Origin of the sequence: Lewinella sp. 4G2, from assembly GCF_001625015.1 — a bacterium.
In the GTDB taxonomy this organism is placed as follows: Bacteria; Bacteroidota; Bacteroidia; order Chitinophagales; family Saprospiraceae; genus Neolewinella.
In genome coordinates, this window is sequence record NZ_LVWJ02000014.1 from 511,131 (window position 1) to 535,922 (window position 24,792).

At 57.5% G+C, this 24,792-nt stretch carries 20 protein-coding genes; 8 read left to right on the forward strand and 12 right to left on the reverse strand.

Annotated features, from left to right (window positions below):
• Positions 1-146: 146 nt before the first annotated feature.
• On the forward strand, positions 147-4,283 hold the full coding sequence (locus A3850_RS03600; protein WP_068214281.1) for a DEAD/DEAH box helicase: 4,137 nt from the start codon (positions 147-149) through the stop codon (positions 4,281-4,283).
• Between the two features lie 465 nt (positions 4,284-4,748).
• Positions 4,749-5,387, forward strand: a complete 639-nt coding sequence (rsmG, locus tag A3850_RS03605; RefSeq protein ID WP_068214283.1) for a 16S rRNA (guanine(527)-N(7))-methyltransferase RsmG — start codon at positions 4,749-4,751, stop codon at positions 5,385-5,387.
• Between the two features lie 122 nt (positions 5,388-5,509).
• Here the strand turns inward: rsmG and A3850_RS20285 are convergent, their stop codons facing one another.
• The 6 genes from A3850_RS20285 to A3850_RS03630 form a co-directional block, all read right to left on the reverse strand.
• Complete coding sequence (locus A3850_RS20285; RefSeq protein WP_197493979.1) at positions 5,510-5,668, reverse strand: hypothetical protein; 159 nt, start codon at positions 5,666-5,668, stop codon at positions 5,510-5,512.
• 75 nt (positions 5,669-5,743) lie between these two features.
• Positions 5,744-6,484, reverse strand: coding sequence for a 6-phosphogluconolactonase (pgl, locus tag A3850_RS03610; protein ID WP_068219377.1), 741 nt, complete (start codon positions 6,482-6,484; stop codon positions 5,744-5,746).
• Positions 6,485-6,538: 54 nt separating this feature from the next.
• Entirely contained in the window at positions 6,539-7,783 is a 1,245-nt protein-coding gene (locus A3850_RS03615; RefSeq protein WP_068214286.1) for a dipeptidase, read from the reverse strand.
• 429 nt (positions 7,784-8,212) lie between these two features.
• Positions 8,213-8,887, reverse strand: coding sequence for an RluA family pseudouridine synthase (locus A3850_RS03620; RefSeq protein ID WP_197493980.1), 675 nt, complete (start codon positions 8,885-8,887; stop codon positions 8,213-8,215).
• Positions 8,888-8,971: 84 nt separating this feature from the next.
• Positions 8,972-9,172 (reverse strand): hypothetical protein, encoded by a 201-nt coding sequence (locus A3850_RS03625; protein ID WP_068214288.1) that lies wholly within the window; start codon positions 9,170-9,172, stop codon positions 8,972-8,974.
• Positions 9,173-9,222: 50 nt separating this feature from the next.
• Positions 9,223-11,877, reverse strand: a complete 2,655-nt coding sequence (locus A3850_RS03630) for a choice-of-anchor L domain-containing protein (protein ID WP_082921598.1) — start codon at positions 11,875-11,877, stop codon at positions 9,223-9,225.
• A gap of 230 nt (positions 11,878-12,107) precedes the next feature.
• On the opposite strand from A3850_RS03630, the gene A3850_RS03635 reads away from it, so the two are divergent.
• The 4 genes from A3850_RS03635 to A3850_RS03650 all read left to right on the forward strand — a co-directional run bounded on the left by A3850_RS03635 (position 12,108) and on the right by A3850_RS03650 (position 15,499).
• Positions 12,108-13,154: a T9SS type A sorting domain-containing protein gene (locus tag A3850_RS03635; RefSeq protein ID WP_068214292.1), complete on the forward strand. Its 1,047-nt coding sequence runs from the start codon at positions 12,108-12,110 to the stop codon at positions 13,152-13,154.
• 12 nt (positions 13,155-13,166) lie between these two features.
• Complete coding sequence (locus A3850_RS03640) at positions 13,167-13,472, forward strand: hypothetical protein (protein WP_068214294.1); 306 nt, start codon at positions 13,167-13,169, stop codon at positions 13,470-13,472.
• A gap of 96 nt (positions 13,473-13,568) precedes the next feature.
• Positions 13,569-14,984: an NADP-dependent phosphogluconate dehydrogenase gene (gene gndA / locus A3850_RS03645; RefSeq protein WP_068214296.1), complete on the forward strand. Its 1,416-nt coding sequence runs from the start codon at positions 13,569-13,571 to the stop codon at positions 14,982-14,984.
• A gap of 65 nt (positions 14,985-15,049) precedes the next feature.
• Complete coding sequence (locus A3850_RS03650) at positions 15,050-15,499, forward strand: cytochrome B (protein WP_068214298.1); 450 nt, start codon at positions 15,050-15,052, stop codon at positions 15,497-15,499.
• 190 nt (positions 15,500-15,689) lie between these two features.
• Here the strand turns inward: A3850_RS03650 and A3850_RS20080 are convergent, their stop codons facing one another.
• The 6 genes from A3850_RS20080 to A3850_RS03675 all read right to left on the reverse strand — a co-directional run bounded on the left by A3850_RS20080 (position 15,690) and on the right by A3850_RS03675 (position 22,894).
• Positions 15,690-15,851, reverse strand: a complete 162-nt coding sequence (locus tag A3850_RS20080) for a hypothetical protein (protein WP_157500860.1) — start codon at positions 15,849-15,851, stop codon at positions 15,690-15,692.
• Positions 15,852-16,237: 386 nt separating this feature from the next.
• Positions 16,238-18,370 carry an ATP-dependent DNA helicase RecG gene (gene recG, locus A3850_RS03655; RefSeq protein WP_068214300.1) on the reverse strand — a complete coding sequence of 711 codons (2,133 nt, stop codon included), beginning with the start codon at positions 18,368-18,370 and terminating at the stop codon, positions 16,238-16,240.
• Positions 18,371-18,833: 463 nt separating this feature from the next.
• Positions 18,834-19,979 (reverse strand): 5-(carboxyamino)imidazole ribonucleotide synthase, encoded by a 1,146-nt coding sequence (locus A3850_RS03660; protein WP_068214302.1) that lies wholly within the window; start codon positions 19,977-19,979, stop codon positions 18,834-18,836.
• Positions 19,980-20,218: 239 nt separating this feature from the next.
• The gene (locus A3850_RS03665) at positions 20,219-20,824 is read right to left on the reverse strand and encodes a DUF4230 domain-containing protein (protein ID WP_068214304.1); all 606 of its coding nucleotides are present in this window, start codon (positions 20,822-20,824) and stop codon (positions 20,219-20,221) included.
• A gap of 103 nt (positions 20,825-20,927) precedes the next feature.
• The gene (locus A3850_RS03670) at positions 20,928-21,839 is read right to left on the reverse strand and encodes a DUF3108 domain-containing protein (RefSeq protein ID WP_076639919.1); all 912 of its coding nucleotides are present in this window, start codon (positions 21,837-21,839) and stop codon (positions 20,928-20,930) included.
• Between the two features lie 77 nt (positions 21,840-21,916).
• Positions 21,917-22,894: a lysylphosphatidylglycerol synthase domain-containing protein gene (locus A3850_RS03675; RefSeq protein WP_157500862.1), complete on the reverse strand. Its 978-nt coding sequence runs from the start codon at positions 22,892-22,894 to the stop codon at positions 21,917-21,919.
• A 363-nt stretch (positions 22,895-23,257) separates the two neighbouring features.
• Between A3850_RS03675 and ruvC the strand changes: the two genes are divergently transcribed.
• Complete coding sequence (ruvC, locus tag A3850_RS03680; RefSeq protein WP_068214310.1) at positions 23,258-23,836, forward strand: crossover junction endodeoxyribonuclease RuvC; 579 nt, start codon at positions 23,258-23,260, stop codon at positions 23,834-23,836.
• A gap of 623 nt (positions 23,837-24,459) precedes the next feature.
• Positions 24,460-24,759 carry a hypothetical protein gene (locus tag A3850_RS20085; protein ID WP_157500864.1) on the forward strand — a complete coding sequence of 100 codons (300 nt, stop codon included), beginning with the start codon at positions 24,460-24,462 and terminating at the stop codon, positions 24,757-24,759.
• Positions 24,760-24,792 lie beyond the last annotated feature (33 nt).

A 24,792-nucleotide genomic window follows, 5' to 3' on the forward strand; every position in this document is an offset into this window, starting at 1 on the left:
CCAAGCGCTAGCAAAATTTAATTCCCCACCTCCCTTCCTAGTAATCAGCCCCTTACGACGGCTGACTTTCAGATCGGCCAAAAAACCGCTCCGGAAGCCAACTAAAGGGAGCGCTCAGACATTGAAAAGGGGTTAACCCCAACTGAATGAACGGTAATTTTAGAGCACTCTGGGCCGACCTTTCCGCTACTGAACGCGACGTTGCCGTCGTACTCAGTATGGTGTACGAGGAGCGGTCCGTCCTGGACCTTTCCCGCCTCCTCAACAAGATTGGGCTGCACCCGCCCAAGGGAGAGAATAGGTTCACCCACGCGGTAACCGAGGAGATCGTTCATAAGCTCCACGAGTTGGGGCTTTTCGTCAAGCACGATGAACGCAGTTGGCGTATCTCACCCGACATTAGCGAACGCATTATGCGCCGCGCCAGCCGCCGGCCGGATTTTGCCCACCTGCTCAATGAGATCCGCCGCGAGCTTCCCTACAAGACTTACTGGCAACCCTCCAGCGCCCGCGCCCTCATGCGGGAGATCCGCATCAACTTTTACCTCCAGAACGAAAGCCAGTTTGAGCGCCTGCAGAAGGATACCGAAACCTTCTACCCCGACAAGGCGGCCACCGGCTTCTTTACCGACCCGCTGTACGATGAATTCAGCGCCCGTTGGGTAGAAACCCTGCCCGCCGCCTGGCGCATCGAGAGCGTGAACCGGGCCTTCCGCCGCGCCATCAATCAGGTAGAACCGCTCGACCCGCTGATCGAATTCCTCGAGCAGTACGACGGTATTCGGGGCGCTGACGCAGGTGCCTTGCGGGATTTGCTAGCAGAAGCATTCGTCCTCCAGGGCAAATGGTCCCGACTACAACTGTGGGCCGACCTGGAAACGGACGACTGGCGCAAAGCCGCCAACAACCTGATCTACCGCGTACTGCGCGACGACGATGAGGGCGCCGAAAAACTAATCAAAGCGGTGAAGGTGGGATTCCAGCGGGACCACGCTAATAAGTACCCTACCCACCTCGCAGGTTACCTCTACCAACTTTCCATGCTCCGCGCCGGTGGCGTGAAGTCCGGCAGCGCCTTCGGTAGGAACCTGGACGCCATGGAACCGACCCAGAACCTCCGCCTTGGGGGTACTTTTCTGGTCTTCCGTGCCCTGCAAGCTTACCTACGCAACGACGAAGAGGCCCAGCGCATCGCCCTTGACGGATTGGACCGTACCGAGCAAAACGCCTTCACCCTCACCTTCCGCGCTCTGTACGACCTGTGGACGAGCCCTTCTTCGGAACCCGCCCCGGAAGCCTACCTGACCATCCTCGATGAATTGCGGGACAAAGCCGCCACCAACGGCTACCGCTGGATGGAAATGGAACTGACGCGCGTCCTCGGCCTACGCCACGCGGACCCGCAAGCGCGCCAGGCTTACACGGAACGCGCCAATAGCCTGAGCGATGAGCTCCGCATTTTCTCCCTTTCCGACGCCATGCCCCGCATCGAGCCGTGGGAGCGGGCGCTGGAAGTCCTTGCCTCCATGTCCTCCCTCGAAAAAGGGTCGGATAAGAAAGCCAAGAAAACTTCCCGCTTCGTCTGGTTCGTCGACTTCGATACCCGGGAATTGGAACCCCGCGAACAGACGCTAGGAAAGAATGGCACCTGGTCCAAAGGCAGGAAAGTTTCCCTCAAGCGCGTCAAGACCGGCGAAGTAGAGGGGATGACACCGCAGGACGTATCCGTCGCCCAAACGATTGAGGACGACGCGACGAAATTCCACCCGGCCGGCAGCTACACGATTCGTTACGAAGACGCCTTACTGGCGATGGTGGGCCATCCCCACCTGTACCTGCTAAAGAATCCGGCGGTAGGGGTAGACCTCGTCCGCCGTAACCCCCAACTCCTCATTGAGGAAGGGGACAACCGCCTCTTCGTCCGCTTCGCCCAGGATTTTGTAGGAACGGGCGTACAGGTAGTCAAAGAGACGCCGACTCGCTACCAAGTGATCGAGGTAAACGACAGCCACGATGCCATCCACCGCCAGATCGGTAACGGATTGGAGATTCCCAAACGGGCCCGCCACCGCGTGCAGGAGGTCAGCCGTAACCTGAGCAAACTCGTCGAAGTACAGAGTACCCTCAACGGCCTGATCGACGACGTCGACCAAACGAAGGCGGACCAGCGGACTTACGTCCACCTGCTACCCATCGGGGAGACCTTTAAGGTGGAGTTCTTCGTCAAGCCCCTCGCGGCGGAAGACCAGTACTTTAAGCCGGGCAAGGGTCGCAACAAGGTCATCGGTGAAGTCGCCGGTCAACGCATCCTGGCGGAACGCAACATGAAAAAAGAGATCGAGCTGGCCGAAGAGGTCATTCTCGACTGTCCTACCCTACAGAAACTCGTCCACCGCGACTACGAGTGGCAGGTAGACGAAGTGGAAGATTGCCTGTCCATCCTGCTTGAACTACAACCCTTACGGGCGCTGGACAAGATCGTCCTGGAACACCCCCGCGGCGAGCGTATCCGTCTCGTCGGCAGCGTGGATTTCAGCGATCTCAGCCTCGGCGTCAAAGAAAAAGCAGGCTGGTTCGACGTTGAAGGTGAGCTCCGCGTGGACGATAACCAGGTCATCAACTTCCGCGAACTGATGGAAAAGGTGGCCGAAAACGAGCAGAGCCAGTTCATCCAGCTAAGTGAAGGCCAGTACGTGGCCCTCACCGAATCCCTACGCCGTAAGCTCTCCGAAATGGAGGGCCTCATGAGCCAGGATAAGGATGGTCTCCACCTCCACCCGCTCGCCGCCGGCATCCTCGACGACGTGGCCGACCAATTGGGCGACTTCGAAGCTGACGTTGCCTGGCGGGAATCCATCCAGCGAATTCAATCCGTAGGGACGACCATTGCCCGCGTGCCTTCCACCTTCCGGGCAGAATTGCGCCCCTACCAGTTAGATGGTTTCCGGTGGCTGATGCGCCTCGCCGAATGGGGCGTCGGTGCCTGCTTGGCGGATGATATGGGTCTGGGTAAGACCATCCAGGGCCTAGCCTGTCTGTTGGCCCGTGCCGAACAAGGCCCCGCCCTCGTCATTGCCCCCGCTTCCGTTACCCGTAACTGGATGCGGGAAGCCGCCAAATTTGCCCCAACACTAAACCCAATCCTCCTGGGTGGAACGGACCGGGCAACAATGATTGAGTCCGTCGGCCCCTACGACGTGCTAGTGGTGAGCTACGGCCTCCTACCCTTCGAAGGGGAAAACCTGGCCGCGAAACGCTTCGGGACGATCATCCTCGATGAAGCCCAGGCCATCAAGAACCGGGGGACGAAACGGAGCCAGGTAGCGATGTCGCTACAGGGAGACTTCCGCGTAGCCACTACGGGTACGCCGATCGAAAACCACCTGGGTGAACTGTGGAACCTGTTCCAGTTCCTCAATCCCGGGTTACTGGGTACGTTCCAGCGCTTCAACGAGAAGTACACCATCCCGGTAACGAAGAACAACGACAACGAAAGGCGGCAACAATTGCGCCGCTTGATCCAGCCATTCATCCTGCGTCGGCGCAAAGAAGAAGTACTGGAAGAATTGCCACCGAAGACGGAAGTCACCCTCACCGTGGAGCTATCTCCGTCGGAGCGGGCTTTCTACGAGGCACTCCGCCAGAATGCTTTGGAGCAGATCGACAATAGCGACGGCCAGAACCGCCGCTTCCAGATTCTCGCTGAACTGATGAAGCTTCGCCAAGCAGCCTGCCACCCTAAAATGGTGGACCCAAGCGTGGACATCGACAGCTCCAAACTGGAACTCGTCGCCGAAACCGTCAAGGAACTCCGGGAGAATGGCCACAAGGCGCTGATCTTCTCCCAGTTCGTTCGCCACCTCAAGCTGGTGGAGAAGATGATGCAGGAGATGGGTGTCCCCTATCAATACCTGGATGGATCTACCCCGGGCAAGAAACGCGACGAGGCCGTTCAGGCTTTCCAGCGTGGCGATGGTGACGTCTTCCTGATATCCCTGAAAGCTGGTGGTACGGGCCTTACCCTGACCGCCGCCGACTACGTTCTCCACCTCGACCCCTGGTGGAACCCCGCCGTGGAAGACCAAGCAAGTGACCGGGCTCACCGGATTGGGCAGCAACGCCCCGTCACCGTTTACCGCTTCGTTAGCGAGAACACGATCGAAGAAAAGATCGTGGAACTTCACCACCAGAAGCGGGACTTGGCGGATAGCTTGTTGAGTGGTACGGAGCAGAGTGCTAGCCTGAGCGCGGAGGACTTGTTGAACTTGATCAAGTTTGGGTAGACGCGACTCGGTTTGTTTTCGACAAGGAGTTAAAGGAGATAAAGAGGGATAAGGGGAGCGCTGTCGCGCCTGCTTCTTAAAACTCTCTACCGCCTTGTACATCTTTGCGAAACCAGATATGCAATAAGTAGCTCGAAACTAGCCACACTTGTTTCGCAAAGAAGCGTAAGACGGCTAAGACGAAAGAGAAGACTGGCACCGTGTCTTGCTTCTTAAACCTCTCTACCGCCTTGTACATCTTTGCGAAACTGGAGACGCCGTAAGTAGCTAAGAACTGCCAAACTTGTTTCGCTAAGAAGCGTAAGACGGCTAAGACGAAAGAGAAGACTGACGTTACGTGTGCCTAGCTTCTTATCCGCCTTTCCCTCCTTATCCTTCTTGTCGAAAATCTGATTACAAGCCCTAAAATTCAAAGCGTCCCCCTATTCCCCGCCTCCGTAGCTTTGCCGCAAATATCCCCGCCCCATGTCCGCCGAATTAGTTTACCAACATTTTCCTGAGCTTTCCGATAAGCAACGTGAGCAATTTGCCCAGCTGGATGCGCTCTACCGCGATTGGAACTCCAAGATCAACGTCATCAGCCGGAAGGATATTGACAATTTGTACCCCAACCATATTCTCCATTCGCTGGCCATTGCTAAAGTGGTACGGTTCAAACCCGGAGCGAAGGTCCTGGACCTGGGGACGGGCGGTGGCTTCCCCGGTATCCCCCTAGCCATCCTGTTTCCGGAAACTGAATTTCACCTCATCGACGGCATCGCCAAAAAGATTCGCGTCTGTAATGAGGTGATCAAAGGGCTGGGGCTAACGAACGTCCGGGCTGAACAGAAGAGGGCGGAGGAACTGAAGAAGCCGGTGTACGATTTCGTCGTCACCCGCGCCGTAGCGAAAATGGCCCGCATTGCGGAGTGGAGCATGCGCTTGATCACGCGCAAGCAACAACACGCTATTCCCAACGGCATCCTGGCGTTAAAAGGGGTGGGGCTAGAGCAGGAGATGAAAGAGTTGCCGAAGAAATCCTACCTCGAAGAATACCCCATCAAGGACATGTTCCCCGGCGTAGACTTTTACGAGGTAAAGGCCGTGATCTACCTGCAGTATTGATCAAGCTGCCATCAGTATTTGAGCAGCGTGAAAACGAAGAGGGTGCGTAAACTCCCGTAAGCAAATGACTTTGCTGGCGGAAGGTTACGCACCCTCGATATTTGTTGAGTAGGAGTTATAGCCTACATGTAGCCCAGTGCGAGCACGAGGAACGTCAGCATGAATGGCATCGCGACCCAGAACCACTGGTTGAAGAAGACGAGCATGACCGCGAAGATCACGAAGGAGATCAAAAAGTAGAGCCAGTATTTGCGGCGGTCAGCGGCGGTAGAATTTGCCATGGGGATTATAATTTTGGGAGTACAAAGATAGGGACAAGAAATCAGTATTGAAGGGGCAAAACAACGGTTGGAACTTTAGTACCCCACCTCGTTGGCTGCCGCTTTGTCGAGCCACCAGATCAGTTTACCCGAGGTGGGGTTCACGTGAGCTACGGGGAAATCCTGGGCGCCGTGCTCCCGGTTCAGGATCTGCGCTACCCGTTGGGTCTTGCCGTTTCCGGTGATTAGGAATGATACCTCGTCGGAGGCATTCAGTACCGGGCCGGTCATCGTTACGCGCTTTTGTCCGCTTTCCGGGTGGGTCGCTACCGCGCAAATTTCTTTGCTGTCCATCAACTCCTTCATGTTGCTGGGGAAAATGGAAGCCGTGTGACCATCACCGCCCATCCCGAGCATGTTGATGTCCAGGATCGGCAATCCATCGCTGTTCATGGGGAGCAGACGGACCATCGTTTCCGCGTATTTTTTTGCCGCTGCCGCGGGTGCCAAGTCAGTAGGGACGGCGTGGATCTGGCTCTGCACGACGGGCACCTTATCAAAGAGAAGTCGCTTGACTTCACCGTAATTGCTCTCCGGGTCATCGTGGGGAACGCAGCGCTCATCCCCCCAAAAAAAGTGGAGGCGCGACCAGTCGATCCGGTGGACGTACTCCTCCGCCAATAGATTGAACAGCAATTTAGGGGTACTGCCACCCGAGAGCGCCCAGAAGATCGGCCCCTCCGGTTTATCCGCCAGTTTCTGTACGATGTGGTCGGCGAAAGCGCGGGCGACGGCGCGGCCGTCTACGGAAATTCTTAAGTCGGGGTTGTAACTCATTGGGGGCTTGTCTTCTTGGTTAATACAATTCATTTGAAGGGCTAAGGTTTGGCCTTAGCTGGCTGCGGCCATCACGGCCCGCCACACGCGCAGGACGTTACCCGAACACATCTTCTCGATGTCCTCGTCCGAATATCCACGTTTGAGCAGCGTGTAGATGAGGTTGGGGTAGGCGCTTACGTCCTTCAGGCCTGTAGGTAAGGAATCACCGACGCCGTCAAAGTCCGAGCCGAAACCAACGTGGTCGACGCCGGCGAACTGAACCACGCGGTCGATGTGGTCCGCGACCGTTTCCACGTCAGCGTACAGGGTGGGGAATTCTTTGGTGAAGGCTTCTTCCAGTTCTTCCGTTCCTTCGTCGCCGTATTCGATCCCAGCCTCAACGAGACGTTCCCGAAAAATATCGCGGAGGCTATCCTGGCGGCTGCGCAGGTTGCCATCCAGGAAAGTGGAGCCGAAGTTGATTTGGATAACGCCACCTTCTTCCCCCAAACGGGTGATCATCTCATCACTCATATTGCGTTCGAAGCCCGGGGTGAAGTGGCGGGCACTGGAGTGGCTGGCGATCATCGGCACGTCCGTCATCTCTACCACCTGCCAGAAGGTGCTGTCACTTACGTGGCTGATGTCCACCATGATCCCCACTCGGTTCATTTCGGCGACGACCTCCCGGCCAAAGTCGCTCAAACCACCGTGAGTAGCCGTGGTGTCGTAACTACTGTCGCAGATCAGGTTATCCTTGGCGTGCGTGAGGGTGATGTAGGAGATGCCCTTATTGCGGTACTCCTCCACCCGGCTCAGTTGGTCTTCGATGGGGGAGCCATTCTCCATACCCATGGGCAGGCTCATGATGCCGTTCTTGAAGTTCTGTACCATTTCCTCCGGCGTAGTGGTGATCCGGAAGTTATCCGGGTGGGCTGCCGCAATGCCTTTTACCATGGTGATAAGGCTATCCGCCAGTTTGGGGCTCTCCCCCGGCTCCTCCTGCAAACCACTGGGGATGTAGATCGACATAAAGGGAGCGTCCAACCCTCCTTTGACGGCCCGCTTGTAATCAAAATCCCCCGCGTCCGTCTCAATGGGGATGCCGAGGAACTCCTTATCCAATTTGAAATTCTTCACCTTCAACCGGTAGGGCAAGTCCACGTGCCCGTCCGTGATCAAGAATTGTTGAACCAGCTCTTCGGCGTGCGCCCGCATTTCCGCGTCGGACATTTCAGGGGCGCCCGTACCCCCTTCGCTGCTGCAGGCGGATAGGATGAGCAATAAAAAGAGGAGAGGAAATTGGCGTAACGTCATGGGGTGAAATTACGCGTTTTTATGGGTCCGATTAAAGACCCCGGTAGGGGTCCCCAAGATAGCCCGGGGTCAGAGAGGCGCAGCCGAACGACCCCGGGAAAGGAAAATCCCCAAAACCATCCCCGTCCCGAAGGGCCGGCCTACGTAGCGGTGGCACACCGTTAGGTGGCCCACCCTATAAATGGAAGGAAGGTTCACAAAACGATAACGCGAACGACCCCGGGAAAAAAGATTTTACAAACCATCCCCGTCCCGAAGGGCCGGCCTACGTAGCGGTGGCACATTGTCAGGTGGCCCACTCTACAAACGGCGTGGCCCATTCCACACAAACGAATCGTGGCCCACCCGAAAACGCCATCGCACACCCCACATATTCCATGGCCCACCCTATAAAAACCATAACCAAACAATCCCGCAAATAAAAAGCTCCTAAACAACCCCAGCAAAAGCCTCCCAAACCTCCCCCTCCGGAACCGGCGCCGTGTGCAACACCCGTTCCCCGGTGACGGGATGGTCATACCCCACGCGGTAGCTATGCAAATCAATCGTGCCCCCCTCGTTGCTACGCTTGAAGCCGTACTTTTTATCCCCCCGGATCGGGCAGCCGATGGCGGCGAGTTGGGCGCGGATCTGGTGTTTGCGGCCCGTCTTCAGGTTAATGCGCAAAAGGTGGTAGCGGTCGCTGGAGCCCAGGTACTTGTAATGGAGGCGGGCCTCGCGGGAGTTTTCGCTGGGCTCGTCACTCACCGCAGATCGGTTACCCGGAGCGTTGGAGAGGTGGTGCACGAGCTCACCGCTATCCTCCGTGGGGCGCTCCCCGACAATGGCGAGGTAGGTCTTATCCATGGTGCCCTTTTGCAACTGCTTGGTGAGGGACGTCTGGGCGGAGGGCTTCTGGCCTAGCACCACTACCCCGGAGACCGGACGATCGAGCCGGTGAATAAGGTAAAGATTGTGGCGCACGTAAGCAGCGCCCATCCCCAGCAGGCTTGGGTCTCCCGTCTTATCGGGCTGTACGGCAAGGCCGGCCGGTTTGTTGAAGACGATCACCTGGTTGTCCTTGTGGATCATCCAGTCGCTGATACGGCCGGGGAAGCGGTTCATAGTTGATGGTTTTGGGGCCGCACGCAGCGCCCGGATGGTAGTGGGAAGCAATGATCCGTACCGGTGGACACCATTCTTTACAGGCTAGTGCTCATCCTTGATCTCCTCATAATCGATGTAATCATCCTCGTCGCCGGGTTGGGGCTGGCGGGGATCGTGAAAGTCCGTATTCACATCCACCTCAGGGGGGCGGGGGGCGCCCTTTACCTGAGCCTGGACGTTCTGGTACCACGTATAACCGCGGTACGCCAGGTAGATGAACAATGCCGTGAAGAGAAAATCCATGACGCGAAGATAACCGGCTTTGATTGGATAAAGATCAGCTACGGACCTTTCTACCGCATCAATACCACCGAGCCAGAAGCTGACTGAACCTCTCCCGTTCGGAGGCGGAAGGTTACCGACCAAATAAAGGCACCGCTCGTAACGGCCTGGCCATTAAAGGTGCCATCCCACCCCCGGCCGGCCCGGTTGGGGAGGTAGCCGCCATCCTCCCAGAGCAGGGCACCCCAGCGGTTGAAGATGCGGAAGGATTCAATCTCCGCCACCTGCTGGGGGTTGGCGAATACGCTGACGAAGTCATTCATCCCGTCATTGTTGGGAGAGAAGATATTGGGGACGAAGACCGGTACTCGACCATCGATGGCTACCTGGGTCACGAGGCTATCCCGGCAGCCATAAATGTCCTCAACGGCCAAGCTGATGGATTGGGTTTCCGGCGCCATCACGTTGGTCTCCGGGCAATCCGGGCAATCAAATAGCTCGGGTGGCGACCAACTATAGGAAAAGATCTGCTCATCGGGGACGAAGTAATCCACCGCAATACGGGCAGTCCCCGCCAGTTCCTGGGGGACGAGTGTCGGCAGGCGAGCCATGCGCGGGGCAGCCTGCGGCCAAAAGAAGGAAGGGTCCGTCACCACGCAACCCGCTGCGTCCCGGACGTACAACTGATAGAACTCACCCGGCCGCAGGCGGTCAAAGCCTGTTTCGTCGAAGTAATTCGTACCGTTCACGCTGTACGAGTAGGGAGGTAATCCCCCTTGGGCCGAGGGTCGCAACGGCGCCCGCCGGATATTTTCACAGTTGATCTCCGGCAGCAGCACGGGGTCGGGGTTCATCAATTCCACGTCGCGCTCGTCGGTACACCCCAACGAATCCGTTACGCCGACGCGGTAGGTGCCGGCAGGTAAATCGTCGTAGGAGAGTTGCGTGGTATCCTGCCCGTTGAAGGTATAGGTGTAGGGAGCCGTCGTCGGTACGTGGGTCAGTTCTACCGTGCCATCCGTCAGGCCGGCGCAGCTCGGGTTGGTCGTCCGTGGGCTCAGGAAGGGCGCCAGGAAGCTTACTTTGAAGGCCGTATCGAGCCGGCTCGTACAGGCTTGGTCCTGAATGCGCGTCAGCCGGTAGTCGCCGCCGCGGGGGAAGGACCAGGTTTGGAGGGAATCCTCCGCAAAGACCTGCGTTTCCAATCCGCCACCACTTACGGAATAGGTCACCGTGAATGGCCCCTGCCCGGTCAGGAAGAAATCGCCGAGTACGGTGCCGTCGGCGCAGCCCCGGAAGTCCTGGGCCTCCGCAGCCAACCGCGGTGGCTCGCTGCGGAAGGTATTTACGGTCTTACGCTGAGTTTGCCCGCAGTTGTCGGATACCGTCACGGCGATCTCGGCCGGCAGCGGACTGGCGAGCTCCGGGTTAGCTTCCGCCGAGCCGAAGCTCCAATTGTAGCGGAAGGGCGGCACGCCACCCTCCACGAGGGCGTCCAACCGGGCGGTTTCGCCGGGGCAGTAAAAGGCTTCTTCCAAACCCAGGTCCAGTGGTTCCGGCTCCTTGATGAGGAATTGGATGGAGTCCGTAAAACAGGCGCAGGGTACGTCGAGGTAGAACCAGATGTTCTCCGTCCCTTCGTTGACGTTATCGGCGAAGGCCGTGACGGGTACGAGGGCAAAGTCCTCCCCCGCGGGGATGACGACGGTGCCGTTTCCGGAAGCAAAATCCCGACCGCGGGTAGCCGTCGAGTTGCGGCCGATCCGGTAATTCACGGTCTGGGGTGAATTAGGGTTACTATCCGGTCCCCGCTGTACGCGGAAGTTTACGGGAGAGCAACCTTCGTAAACGACCGGTGGCTCATCGCCCGCCACGTCGTCCTCCAAACTCACACTGCCACCGAGGTTGAAGCTGCCCGCTTCGAGGAAGACGGCGGAATCGAATTGGTTATCCGTAATATCAGCAACGACGAGGCGGATGTGGTAGGTCTGGCATACCCGCAGGCGGACGGTCGCTTCGAGCACGGTCGTCTGCCCGTCGTATTCAATCAATTCGAAGCGGGGGCCACGGCCCGTACCGCCCCGGCACCGGTTGCTTTCCCGGATGTCGGGGAACTCATTATCAAGGTAGTATTGGGAGTTCGACCGGAAGTTGACGTTGTTGATGGATACGGCCTGGTCCGTCCCCGGCACCAGCGCCAGGTTGATCGCCCGGTTCGAGAACGGCCCCCGGATGCCCGGCCCACTGATGAAGAAGCCAAAAATGTCGTTGAAATTCTGGCCCACGAATTCGCAGTATTCCTCGGAAGCGAATACGTAGCGGAAGGTGACTTCCGGCGTCAGGGGCACGAAATCGAATTCGATGCCGGCCCGGTCGTAGACGTCGCCCGTAGAGGCAACGTTCAGGTCCTGATCCGAGGTAAAGGTCTCGTCGAAACGGAAGCCGGTACTCGTATAATTATTGGGGCCGACGGCCAGTTTGGCCTTCCCGGTGGAGAGGATGATCCCTTCGTCGAAGCCCACGCTGGAGAGGCCGCCCTTAAAGAAACCGAGGGCGCCTTCGCTCTCGCCGATCTGCTTGATGTTGGTGATCGTTTCGCAGGAGCCGGAGGTGAACACGTCGCGCACGAGGGTTTCGGCGTCGAAGGAATCGTCCACTTCCAGCGTTTGGGCGGGGAGGGAAGCGGTACCGATCAACAACGAAATTAGTGTCAGTAGCAGGCGCATCAGGCTCGGAGGGGATCATGTCCGGTGCGAAAAAGGTCGTCCGTTCTTCCAACGCCGGCCGGGGCCGTTTGTGGGGAGTTGGGGCGCATTAGTAACGGTAATTTCGTCATTTTATGCGAATACTTTGTTTGGCGGCCCGGTCCTGCCCTGCTTGCCCTCCTCCCTGGCACCCGCGGCAGCGCCCCTTGATCGCGCGTCACGGGGCGAAGCACGGACTTATCTTTGGGCTTATGTTCCACTACCGTGTTCTGCTGATGTGTTTGCTGATACTCTGCGCAGGTGGGGTGGCACGGGCGGCTGGCAATGACGTGGACGGCGGAATGATCGCCGGCAACGGAGGGGAGATTGTTGCCTTTTGCCCGGGCCTGGAGCTCGACCAAACGGTCATATTTACCTCCACCAGCCCGCGGCAGGACAGCAACTATTTCTACGCCATCACGACGGCGACGGACGAGCCGGTGGTGATCGAAATTTTGGATAGCAACCGTTTCGATTTCGGGCCGGTGAATCTCGAAGAGCTGCGGGTATATGCCATCAGCTACACGGGCAATCTCGCCGTTGTCCCCGGTTTCCCGATCACGCTCAGGCCGCTTTCGGACGGCTGTTTCGCCCTGTCGAATAACTTCGTGACCATCGTGATGGATACGCCGGAGGAGGGGCAACTCGCTACCCGGGCGGGTGACGATACGATCACCGTAAACGTGGAATCGGCCACCGAAAGCACCGTGTTTTTCGACCTCAGCAACAACCCCCGCCTGCCCCAACAACTGGTGGTGACGGACACGAACAACCTGATTTTATCCGTCTTTGACAACGTAGACAGCCTGAATTTTCTGGGCGCTGACGCAGGTGCCTGCCGGGTGTGGGGCATAGCCTACGCGGCGGACCCGGGGGCCGAACCCGGCACCGAATTGACCGCAGAATTGAGGTCGGACGGCTGCGCGGTGAGGTCCGTCAACTTCGTCCGGATCAACCGGATCAAGGACCCCGTTTCGACGGGAAGCGAGCCCGGCAATGCCAATTTTGCCCGTCTGAAAGTGTATCCCAACCCGGTAACTGACGGCCAGGCCACCCTACGGCTAACAGGGCTAAGAGCCGGTGAACCAGGCTTCTTGCAATTATTGAGTGTGGACGGAAGACCGATCCTTACCCTCCCCCACCCAGTCGCCGCTGAGGCAACTTTGCGCCTGGACCTGACGGATCTTCCGCCGGGAATTTACTTCGCGGTTTACGCCACTTCGGCCGGCCGTGCGTTTACCAGATTCATCGTCCACTGATCTCCCCTCCCGATGCAAACCCTGTTGCTTACGATCGTCTGCCTGCTTTTCGTTGCCATGCTGGCGGTGAATATTTACTTCCGGGCGAAGGTGCTACGGGCATACCGATTGCTGGTGCAGGGGCGGGTGGACTTTACCCCGGCCCAGATCTTCAGCACGGCGCGGGTGGAGGATGAGATCGTACCCAACTACCCCGGCCAGGAACAGCCGATCCGCGACTTCAGTCGCTACCTGCAGCTGAGTATTAAGATGACGACCGTGCTGATGGCCCTCATCACCGCGTTCGGCGGTATTCTGATGTGGTACCGGTTTGAGTAGCTCCCCTGGTTTGCCGCCGGACTTTGGGCGATTGGCGCGTAAACTGAACCTCCCCCTTTTCCCTACCTTTAGGTAATAAATAAACGAACTACGACTATGAACCACCAGCTTTACGATTTCGGTATGATTGGCCTCGGCGTAATGGGCCGCAATTTTCTCCTCAACGTCGCCGACGACGGCTTCGCCGCCCTGGGCACCGACATTAATGAAGACAGCGTCAAGGCACTCAACGAAGAGGGCGAAGGCATGAACGTGAAGGGCGTCCACACCCAGAAAGAATTCGTGGAGTTGCTGAGTAAACCGCGCAAGATCATGCTGCTCGTACCGGCCGGTAAGATCGTGGACAAGGTCATCGAAGGCCTCCTACCCCTGCTGGATGATGACGACATCATCATCGACGGTGGTAACAGCCACTACGACGATACGAACCGCCGCTACGAATACCTGAAGACCAAGAATATCCGCTTCCTCGGTACCGGCGTTTCCGGTGGCGCTGAGGGTGCCCGCCGTGGCCCCAGCATCATGCCCGGTGGCGATAAATCTGCGTGGGAAGACGTGAAGTCCGTCCTCGAAACCGTAGCCGCCAAGGTGAACGGAGAACCCTGCGTAACCTACATCGGGGAGTCCAGCTCCGGCCACTACGTGAAGATGGTCCACAACGGCATCGAGTACGGCCTGATGCAACTCATCGCGGAGGCTTACGATATCCTCAAGCGCGTCGGCGGCATGGGTAACGACGAAATGAGCGCTCTCTTTGACCAGTGGAACAAGGGCCGCCTCAACAGCTTCCTCATGGAGATCAGCGCCGATATCCTCAAGCAGCGCGACGAGAAGATGGACACGCACTTGCTCGATCTCATCCTCGACAAGGCCAAGCAAAAGGGTACCGGTAAGTGGACAAGCCAGACGGCGATGGACCTCGGCGTTCCCGTCCCAACTATCGATTCCGCCGTTACGATGCGGGGCATTTCTGCCTTCCGGGAGTACCGGCAGGATGTGTCGAAGATGTTTGAGCACGTCCATACCCCCGAAGAAACCCTGACCGGTGAGGCACTGGCTGAATCAGTGGAAAAGGCACTTTACTCCGCTTTCATCATCACCTACGCGCAGGGGATGCACCTGCTGGCCGAAGCCAGCGAGGAACTGAATTACAACCTCGACCTGGAAGGCATCGCTCGCATCTGGCGGGGTGGCTGTATCATCCGCGCTACCCTCCTCGAAAAGATCCGTAAGGCCTACAGCAAGCGCGACGGGCTGAAGAACATGATGGCGACCTCAGAATTCCGCGACGAATTATTCGATTGCCGCGACTGTACGGTGGACGTTTTGACCGCCGCCATGAAAGCGGGCGTGCCGACGCTGTGTCTCTCCTCCGCCTTTAACTACTACGAGTCCTTCCGTTCGGCGCGGCTGCCCCTCAACATGGTGCAGGCCCAGCGGGATTACTTCGGCTCCCACACCTACGAGCGGATTGACCAGACGGGTATCTTCCATACGGATTGGGGGAAGTAAGATCGGCTCCTGATCACTTCTTGCTACCTTGCAGTTTTAATCAAGTAGTCTAAGCTTTCAGCCCCATGGATATTCTCTACACCGCCATCCAACACGCGCACTCTGGCTTGCGCTGGGTGGTGCTCATTTTACTCGTTGCGGCCATCATCAAAGCGGCTAGCAAGCGGCGTGGTGGTTCGGTTTACCCCGGTAAGGATTCGTTGGCGCTGTTTGCCTTCATCTCTACCCACATCCAGTTGTTGCTGGGTTTGGTCCTGTACCTGTGGTTATCACCAAAATTTAAGTTTGATGGTGACACCATGTCAAATGCAGTTAGCCGTTTCTACGCCGTGGAGCACCTTGTAGGGATGTTGTTTGGCATTGCCTTGATTACGGCCGGATACATCCGCGCTAAGAAGCAGGCGGAGTTGAATAAGGGTTGGAAGACGATCGGTACGTTCTACCTGTTCGGCCTGCTCGTCATCGTAGCTTCCATCCCCTGGCCCTTCCGCGAGCTTGGTGCCGGTTGGTTTTAGGAACCAACAGACCATAAAACTTAAAAAGTGCCTACGCGAGCAATTGCGTAGGCACTTTTTGTTTGGCGTACACCGATTGATTTTGCCTCACCGTAGCATTATACTAGGGCGCTGCCGCAGGTGCGATGCCATGGGGGATGGCGGCAAAAGGTACCGTTGATGGATAGACCGATGCTAACTACTAAGGGATTTACCGTGGGTCGTGCGGCCGGTCGATGATCTGTTCCGTTTCGGATTTCCCCACCACATTGACCTGCCCCGTGTACTGTAGGATGGCCAGTACGACAATGGCCAGGATCAGCAGATAGATCAGGCTACGGGAGCTGGAGGGTTTGGGAGTTTCGTCGGGCATCGTTGCAATTTACCATTCTAACGGACGGCCACTATTGATGTTGGATATCACTTGGGCTAGCAAGGTACCGTGGATGGCAAGATGGGCCCAAACGTTTTGATCGTAATCACATTGATTACAAAGCAATGCAATCAGCAATAAAGTAAGCAAATAGTTGCACAAAGCAGTTTGCGTCACTATCTTCGTTACATCACCGGGAAGCACACCAACCTAAACACCTAAGACCTTACATATTCGTTTTTGCAACCTCTTTTTCAGGAGCCGACCCTCATTGTGATTGGGGGTCGGCTTTTTCTTTTGCTGGGGGGATTACTGATGGGAATAACGATGGACGGGTAATGGCGACCCCGTCTAACTTCCAAAATCTAGCTTCTAAAATCCGACTCCTAAGAAATCCTCCCCCACCCCTTCACCGCGCGCATGTACCGATCCAGATGAGCGGCCAGGCGCTGGTGTTCCGGCCGTTCTAGTTTGGGGTCGGCCTCTAGTATTTCCTTGGCTTTATCGCGGGCTACGTTGAGGATCACCCCGTCCTGGGCCAGATCGGCCAGGCGCATTTGGAGGACGCCTGATTGTTGGGTACCATCCAGCATGCCCGGGCCGCGGAGGCGGAGGTCGGCCTCGGCGATCTTGAAGCCATCCGTCGTACCGACCATCGTTTCGATGCGGGTGCGGCTTTCCTTGCTCAGTTTGACGCTGGAGAGAAGGATGCAGAAGGATTCCTTCGCCCCCCGGCCCACCCGGCCGCGCAACTGGTGGAGCTGGCTGAGGCCAAACCGCTCGGTGTGGACGATCACCATGATGGTGGCGTTCGGTACGTTGACGCCAACCTCGATCACCGTGGTGGCCATCATGATCTGCGTCTCCCCGTTCTTGAAGCGCTGCATCTCGAAGTCCTTGTTCTCGGGCTTCATCTTACCGTGGACGATGCTAATCTGGTAATCCGGCGGCGCAAAGCGCTGGATCATTTCGTCGTACGCTTCCTCGAGGGCCAGGAGGTCGAGCTTTTCGTTCTCTTCGATGAGGGGATAGACGACGTAGGCCTGCCTGCCCTTGGCGATCTCTTCGCGGATGCGGCCAAAGACGCGCTCTCGCCGGTGCTCGGTGAAGTGGACGGTCTTGATCGGCGTCCGGCCCGGGGGCAGTTCGTCGATGACGGAGACGTCCAGGTCACCGTAGGCCGTCATGGCGAGGGTGCGGGGGATGGGTGTGGCCGTCATCACCAGCACGTGAGGTGGGTAGGGCTTGTTCTTCACCCAGAGTTTGGCCCGTTGCTTGACGCCGAAGCGGTGCTGCTCGTCGATGATGGCGATCCCCAGGTTTTTGAAGACGACCGTCGGCTCGATGAGGGCGTGGGTGCCGAGCAGGATGTCGATCTCCCCCGCGGCGAGTTGTTCCAGGAGTTCGCGGCGGGCTTTCCCCTTGACGCTGCCGGAGAGGAAGGCTACCCGCAGGTCCATCCCCTCCAGGTATTCGGTGATGCCTTCGTAGTGCTGATAGGCCAGGATCTCGGTGGGCGCCATCATGCAGGCCTGGAAGCCGTTGTCGAGGGCCATCAGCATCGTCATGAGGCCGACCATGGTTTTGCCGGAGCCGACGTCGCCCTGGAGGAGGCGGTTCATCTGGACGCCGCGGCCGAGGTCGGCCCTAATTTCTTTGAGTACCCTTTTCTGGGCACCCGTTAGTTCGAAGGGGATCTTTTCGTCGTAGAACTTCCGGAAAATGGGGCCGATACTGCCGAAGGTGTAGCCGGCGATCTTGTGTTCCCGGACAAGTTTCAACTGCAGCAGTCGCAACTGAAGCAGGAAGAGTTCTTCAAATTTCATCCGGCGGACGGCCCCGTCCAGGGCGGCTTGGTCCGGAGGTAAATGGAGATTTCTCAGGGCCTGGGCCCGGTCCATCAGTCGTAAACCCTGCACCAGCGGCAGCGGCAAAATTTCCTGCAAATCGGCGGGCTGCAAGCGGTCGAAGACGTTGCGAATGAGCTTGCGCCGCCCCCTGGTGTCAAGCCCCCGCTTGTTGAGTTTTTCCGTGCTGGCGTAGACGGGCTCGAAGGTGGCCTGGTCCAGATTGCCGGCGCGGGCGGCGAGTTCCATCTCGGGGTGGGTGATGCTGAGGCGGTGGTTGAATTCCTCGACCTTGCCGTAGACGATGTATTCCTCGCCGGTCTTGTACATGCGCGAGAGCACGTGGAGGCCGCGGAACCAGACGAGCTCGAGGGCCGCCCCGGAGGCATCGCGGATGCGCCCCGTCATACGTTTACCCCGCCCTTCGCCGACGGTATTGAGCGTGACCAAAGTCCCCTTCACCTGGACGGCTTCGCCGTTGGGGATGATGTCGATGATGCGGTGGAACTTCGTGCGGTCCACGTACCGAAACGGGTAGGCGTGGAGGAGGTCACCGATGGTGAACAACTGGAGTTCCTCCCCGAGAAGCTTAACCTTTGCGGGGCCGACACCCGGCAGGAGGGAGAGGGATTGATCGAGGAAACCGGCCTTGGAGGTGGCGGGGGTGGGCACGGGGGGAGGGTTTCAAACAGGAGGGTGAAAATACTACAAATTGTTGAGGGGAGGGTTGGCATTGCTGCGCAATGTTTAGTTCGCAGGAGTAGGGGAGGTTGGGGAGGCCTGCGGCGCAAACTAAACCCGGAGCGTAACCGAAGTCTCGGGGGCGTAAACGAAAACCCGGAGCGCGTCTTCGACGAACACCGGGCTACAAGGTGTACCCCTCCGGGGTAAAGTAGAGTGGGCCACCTAACAGTGTGCCACCGCTACGCAGGCCGGCCCTTCGGGGCGGGCAGTCTTGTAGCGCCGCAGGCCTCTCCTACTCCCCAACCTCTCCGGCTCCTGCGAAAAAATTTGCGTGGGCCCAGACTCTCATCCGGACCAGAGGTCCGAAACCAAAGCGCCGCAGGCCTCTGGTTCTCCCTTTCTCTATTGCTCCTGCGAACAAATGCTCGTCCAGCAATACTTCAGGAGAGTTTCACTTTGTAATCACCCGACAAGCCGCGCGCGCCCGCACCGCCCGTTCTTTCGCCTGTGCCACCGTGTCGCCGAGGGCCGTGATGTGGCCCATTTTACGGAAGGGGCGGGTCTCCTCCTTTCCGTAGAGGTGGGGGTAGACTTCGGGGATGGCGAGGAGTTTTTCCCAGCCATCGTAGACCGCGGGACCGGTGTGGCCTTCGGCGCCGAGGAGGTTGATCATGGCGGCGGGGCGGAGGAGATCCGTGGGGCCGAGGGGGAGGTCGAGGATGGCGCGTAGGTGTTGCTCGTACTGGCTCGTCATGCAGGCCTCAATGGTGTGGTGGCCGGAGTTGTGGGGCCGCGGCGCGACTTCGTTGACGAGGATCTGCCCGTCCTTCGTGAGGAATAATTCGACGGCGAGGAGGCCGACGATCTCCATTTCGGCAACGACCTTGCGCGCCAGGGCGGCGGCGCGGGCGTTGGTGTCTCCGTCGATGGCGGCGGGGCAGATCAGGAATTCGACGAGGTTGGCCGTGGGGTGGAACTCCATCTCTACCGTCGGGAAAACGGAGATCTCTCCGGAGGGGGAGCGGGCGACGATGACGGCCAGTTCCTTATCAATGTCGGCCATGGCCTCCACGAGGCAGGGGGCGTCGATCAACTTGCCGTCCAGGTCCTCCTGGTTGCGGAAGACGGCAACGCCTTGCCCATCGTACCCACCCGTGCGAGATTTCTGGACGAAGGGGAAGGACCAGTCGCCGTTCTCCACGGCCCGGCGCACACCCGCGGCATCATCGTAGAGGGTGAAGGGGGTGGTGGCGATGTCGCGGTCCGCGTAGAATTGTTTCTGCAGTCCCTTGTCCTTGATCAGGTCCACCTTATCGGATTGAGGGTAAACCTTGACGCCCTCCGCTTCGAGCGCCCGCAGCGCATCCGTATTGATGTGTTCGATCTCGATGGTGACAACGTCGAGGCCACGGCCAAATGCCAGGGCGTCTTCCTTGTTGCGGAAGTCACCTTCCGTGAAGACGGTAGCGTAGGGCGCGGCGGGGAAGCCGTCGTTCTTGTCGAGCACGTGGATGGGAAGGTGCCAATCCGCGCCGGCCTGGCACAGCATTTTACCGAGTTGGCCACCGCCGAGGATGCCTAGTTTTGGGGAGGACATTTTTTGAGATTCGAGTTGCGAGATTCGAGTTGCGAGATTCGAGTTGCGAGTTGCGAGGGTGCAAGATAGAAACGAAAACCCGGGGTCTCTCGAGGCATCGCCTCTCTGACCCCGGGCTATCATGGTGATCCCTACCGGAATCACGAGTTAATAAGCGCCGCAGGCCTCCCCAACCTCCCCGACTCCTGCGAAATAAATCGCCGCAGGCGCATGCCAGGAATCTCTCTTTCTCCCCATCTCTACCTCTCCTGCGAAACCGCCCCAGCATCCAACACCACCACATACCCAGCCCCCCCAGCCAAAAACGCGATCGTCTCCAACACCGCCGCGCCTTGCGCCCTCGCCTCGTCCATTAAGCGGCTCTGGAGGGCGTCGGCGCGGAGTTTGTCCTTGGCGGCCTTGTTGAGGGCGGAGTAGTCCTCGGCCGTGAAGGCGTTGAACCAGCTTTCGTTGAGGTCGCGGTACACGATGTCGTGGTCGATGGCCAGGATCTCCGGTTCGGGGAGGTTGCTGAGGGTGATGGTCTTTGCGGCATCGTCGATGGCCACGTCCATTTTTTGGAGGTCGTAGCCCACGAGGATCTTGCCCGTCACTTCCACCGACGCTTGTTTGTCGAAACTGAACTTTGCCGGTAGCGGGAGGTAGAGCGTTACGTTACGCGTCTGCGTGCGGCTGAACAATTCATTGACGTCGCCCTCCACCGTCACTAACTTACTGACTTTGCGGACTTGTTCCAACAGTACCGTCCCCTCGTCCTTTATCTCGGCATCCTGCGGCAGCGCAAAAGCGTAGAAGGCGGCGGCGCCCAGGAGAAAGGAGAGGAGGATGATTAGGGCGGTTTTCATTTTATAGTTGGGTGCTTTGGTATTTTGGTGCTTTGGTGCTTTGGTGCTTTGGGCTACCGCGCGTTGGAGCAGCGGCAGCCCAAAATACTAAAGCACCAACGCACTACTTAACTTTCGCGGTAACGGGGTACATCAAACCCTCATACTTGTGCAGCACCGCCTTCACGCTGCCCACCACCACGGGTGATTCGATGAGGACGGGGATCTTGTTCTGGTCGTCCGTTACGAAGATTTTCATTTCGTCGCCTTCTTTGAAGACGTCGCCGGCAATGAGTTGGGGGCTGAATTCGCGGGTGTTGAATTGGCCGACGCCCTTCACGTCCGTGCCCTTGCGCGCGCCGAGGTACTTGACCTGGAGGGGGTAGATCTTGCGGTCCATCATGATCTTGATGGGGATTTCCTGGTTGACTTGCATGTCCTCGTACTTCAGGTTGCGCGCCCAGTACATGGTGGAAATGAGGTCGTGCATGCAGCCGTCAAAATCAATGGTTTCGCTCTTCAAATCGTCGCGCGTCCGGCCGCGGGCGCTGACGGCTTTGTGGTCGATCTGGTCAAAAGTCGTGCGGTCGTAGCGCAGGTAGCCGCCCTCCTGCACGTCCTTGATGTGGATGGCCGGCAGCAGCGTTTCCTTGTCGATGTAGCTCTCGTAGCGGTCGCGCACCTTGTAAAACCACTCGTAGCTTTCGTAGGTCGTGCCCGTCACCGTGATGTGGTAAAATTCGGGCAGTTCGTTCACCTGGAAGACGACCTCGCCCGCGCTCAGCCACACAAAATTCCAGTTGTAGTAGAGCTTGTAGGTGATCTTTTCGCCGGCCAAAAAAGTATCGTTATCCGTATCGCAAGCGTCCTGCACGTTCATCGGCGGATGCCAGTTGGGCGCTCGCGCGGGTGCGGGGGAAGTGGGAGAGTAAAACGCCGGATTGAGCCCAAAACCATAGCCCGTCGCGGACGCCAAAGACCCACCTCCAAACAGGAAAAGGGCCAAAAAAACAGCGATGGATAGCATTTTAGACATGGGAAAATCATTTAAAAGTCGGAAACGAAGACCTAATAGCCGCCTGGCCCTGATGACTACAGACTATAGACTATAGACTAAATACTGTCATTCCTTTCGACGATCAACCAGTACCCAGGTAACGCCGGCAACAAAACATTAACGACGAACAGCGTCGCAAAGGCCAGCACCGTAGCCGCCGCAACATCCGGGGCATCCCCCCAGAGTAAGAGGCCGAGTTCCGTCCGCGTCACCAAATTGGCGCCCGGGGGCATTGGGATACCCGCCTGCACGAGGTAGATACCACTGATGCCGGCGAGTGTTTTCAGTAGGGGCAGGGCCAAACCGAAGAACCGCAGCAGTAAATAGAGTTGCGTACAGTAAACGACGAAACGCAGGCAGGCGTAGCCACAGGCACGGTACATTAACCCGCTTTTAACCTTGGTCAGGCCGTAATCCAGTTGGGTAGTGTCGTAACCCCAGCGACCGTTCAAATAACGCAGGAGACCGGAAAAGGCTGGTTTACCCAGGAAGAAACCGAGGGCCAGCAGCGCCGGGCCGAGCGGCCAGAGCCACTGCACGGGGAAGCTGATCTTACCCTGGAGGAGGTCGCCGGCCGTCCACATCAGGCCCGGCCAGGCGATCAGCAGGAAGGCCACCCACTGGCAGGCACTGCCGAGGACGGAGCTGGCGACGACGGCCGGCCATTCCTCCTTGGTAGCTACCGTCATCCGCCCGCCGATCTCCCCGATCCGGTTGGGCGTCGCCGCGCTGAGGCTGACGCCGGCGATGACCGTCCGCCACGTCCGGCGGAAGGGGTAATTCAGGAAAGCGTTGATGAGCGGGTGCCACTTGCGGGCCTCCAGCCACCAGTTGACGGGCATCAGGGCCAGGACGAACAACAGGAAAACGAGGCGCTCCGGCCGCATCAGGTTTTCGGCGAAAACGGACCAATCCAGCGTTGCCGTCAAGCGCCATAAGTGGTAGACGAAGGCGGCGAAAATAGCGACTCCCAATAGGCGCAGGGCCCACCACTTCCAGGAGGAACTAAAACTTTTATTTGGCCCTTTCGTCAAATTATTTGTTGGTTAGGGGAGATTGCGGCTACCTTGGTGGTGAATTCTTCGTGTAAAACTCGCTCAATTTTATCAGACGGAGCTTAAAGCTTCTTTTTTAACGCGTAAGGGCTTGGATGGGAGTATGACTCTTAGGTAAAGCATTTCGGCTTTCATTGGGTGCATTAGTTTTGGTGCTTTGGTGCTTTGGTGCTTTGGTGCTTTGGTGCTTTAGCTCCGCTGCTACTTCGTGGTGGTGCTTTGGACGCCAACCTTCATTAGCCCTTTGGGTTTTTGTGCCTTTCGTGTTTTTGTGTTCAGCCTACTGCAGGCACTACTTTGGTGTTTATCACGACCTTACTGATGTGATCTATCCTCAAAACAATGGCAAAAAAGAAAAAACCGGACGTCGCTCCCTACCGCATCCTCGGCATTGACCCGGGGACGGTCGAGTTGGGTTTTGCCGTGATTGAGATCCACCCACGGTCCAAGCGGATTTTGGAGTTGGGGACGCTCAAGCTCGCTCAGTTTAAGGACCACGCTAAACGGCTGGCCCTCATCCACCGGCGGCTCACGCAGGTGATCGGGACGCACACGCCCGTGGCGATGGCCATCGAGAGCCCCTTCTTCGGGAAGAACCCGCAATCCATGCTCAAGCTGGGCCGCGCCCAGGGCGTCTGCATGGCCGCCGCGATGAACCTCAACGTGCAGGTGACGGAATATGCGCCGCGGAAGATCAAGCAGTCCATCGCCGGCAACGGTAACGCCAGTAAGGAGCAGGTTGCTAAAATGCTAGAGAACGAGTTCGACCTCGATACCAGCCGCATTAAAAACGACGCCACGGATGCGCTCGGGGCGGCGCTTTGCCATTACTACGCTACGCGCGGGCCGTTGGGTGGCGGGACGAGTTTTAAAGGTTGGGAAGGGTTTTTGGCGGCTAATAAGGATAGGGTGAAGGGGTAGGGGGATGGTACTTTGGTGCTTTGGTGCTTTGGTACGCTGCTATTACGCGGTAGAGCTTTGGGCGAATGTTTTCAGTTATATGCATCCAAGAACGTAATATCGAAATTGTTACCTGTAGACTTGCCTGCTGCTGAAGTGGCTAAGGTCCTCAATCAAATCGCACCATCTTCTTAAACGAGATCTCGGCAATGAAGTATTTGGTTATGGTGCAGCCATTGGTGAAACCGGAGATTACGTAGACCACATTTTTTCGATTATTCAAATTTCAGAATGCTCCGGGAATGATCAATAGATTTAGCCATATATGTTCGCCATTAGTGATAGTTCTTTTAGGGCTATCGCTAATGCTGATTAGTGCATGCTCAGACGACGACGATGGGCGCTTGCCATTTGCTGAAATTGACGGATCGATGCTTAAATGGCACCCATACCCTGACGTCGCAAACACCGATTCTATATCGTTCACTTCCTCCGCTTCGATCAGTGTAGCCTACAGTTTCTCTGATTATATTAGGGGCATTAACTGCCTGGATGATGGAGTCACGCGAGATTGTGAGATTAGGTACCAGACGCTTTGGTTTCGTAGCCCCAATTCAGATAGAGAGTATTACCTCAACGTAGTCTTGCTGCCCGAGAGAAGCCTCACCTTCAACTATAGCTCTACGGGTGGTATATCGACGGAGATTGCTCGCACCATCTTCCCTGACAACGCGCCGGAAATTCCCTTATCCGATATATTTGACGTTATGTACCTCGAAACCGTTACGTATAACGGTATGACAACTGAAGGTTTCCGAATCACCACTCGAACCACTTCCCCACCTTTCCTGCTCGACTCTCCGCCAAAGGAGGTACTGTACCTTGCGAATTTTGGCGTAGTTGAATGGTCTGACTACAGCGGGAATACATTTTTTCTTCAGTAAGGACTGACAGGAATTCGTTAGTCAAAACAATCC

Excerpts from the sequence above, each read along its gene's own strand:
- A3850_RS03600 (WP_068214281.1), top strand. The coding sequence starts at position 147 with ATGAACGGTAATTTTAGAGCACTCTGGGCCGACCTTTCCGCTACTGAA.
- rsmG (WP_068214283.1), top strand. The coding sequence starts at position 4,749 with ATGTCCGCCGAATTAGTTTACCAACATTTTCCTGAGCTTTCCGATAAG.
- A3850_RS20285 (WP_197493979.1), bottom strand. The coding sequence starts at position 5,668 with ATGGCAAATTCTACCGCCGCTGACCGCCGCAAATACTGGCTCTACTTT.
- pgl (WP_068219377.1), bottom strand. The coding sequence starts at position 6,484 with ATGAGTTACAACCCCGACTTAAGAATTTCCGTAGACGGCCGCGCCGTC.
- A3850_RS03615 (WP_068214286.1), bottom strand. The coding sequence starts at position 7,783 with ATGACGTTACGCCAATTTCCTCTCCTCTTTTTATTGCTCATCCTATCC.
- A3850_RS03620 (WP_197493980.1), bottom strand. The coding sequence starts at position 8,887 with ATGAACCGCTTCCCCGGCCGTATCAGCGACTGGATGATCCACAAGGAC.
- A3850_RS03625 (WP_068214288.1), bottom strand. The coding sequence starts at position 9,172 with ATGGATTTTCTCTTCACGGCATTGTTCATCTACCTGGCGTACCGCGGT.
- A3850_RS03630 (WP_082921598.1), bottom strand. The coding sequence starts at position 11,877 with ATGCGCCTGCTACTGACACTAATTTCGTTGTTGATCGGTACCGCTTCC.
- A3850_RS03635 (WP_068214292.1), top strand. The coding sequence starts at position 12,108 with ATGTTCCACTACCGTGTTCTGCTGATGTGTTTGCTGATACTCTGCGCA.
- A3850_RS03640 (WP_068214294.1), top strand. The coding sequence starts at position 13,167 with ATGCAAACCCTGTTGCTTACGATCGTCTGCCTGCTTTTCGTTGCCATG.
- gndA (WP_068214296.1), top strand. The coding sequence starts at position 13,569 with ATGAACCACCAGCTTTACGATTTCGGTATGATTGGCCTCGGCGTAATG.
- A3850_RS03650 (WP_068214298.1), top strand. The coding sequence starts at position 15,050 with ATGGATATTCTCTACACCGCCATCCAACACGCGCACTCTGGCTTGCGC.
- A3850_RS20080 (WP_157500860.1), bottom strand. The coding sequence starts at position 15,851 with ATGCCCGACGAAACTCCCAAACCCTCCAGCTCCCGTAGCCTGATCTAT.
- A3850_RS03660 (WP_068214302.1), bottom strand. The coding sequence starts at position 19,979 with ATGTCCTCCCCAAAACTAGGCATCCTCGGCGGTGGCCAACTCGGTAAA.
- A3850_RS03665 (WP_068214304.1), bottom strand. The coding sequence starts at position 20,824 with ATGAAAACCGCCCTAATCATCCTCCTCTCCTTTCTCCTGGGCGCCGCC.
- A3850_RS03670 (WP_076639919.1), bottom strand. The coding sequence starts at position 21,839 with ATGTCTAAAATGCTATCCATCGCTGTTTTTTTGGCCCTTTTCCTGTTT.
- ruvC (WP_068214310.1), top strand. The coding sequence starts at position 23,258 with ATGGCAAAAAAGAAAAAACCGGACGTCGCTCCCTACCGCATCCTCGGC.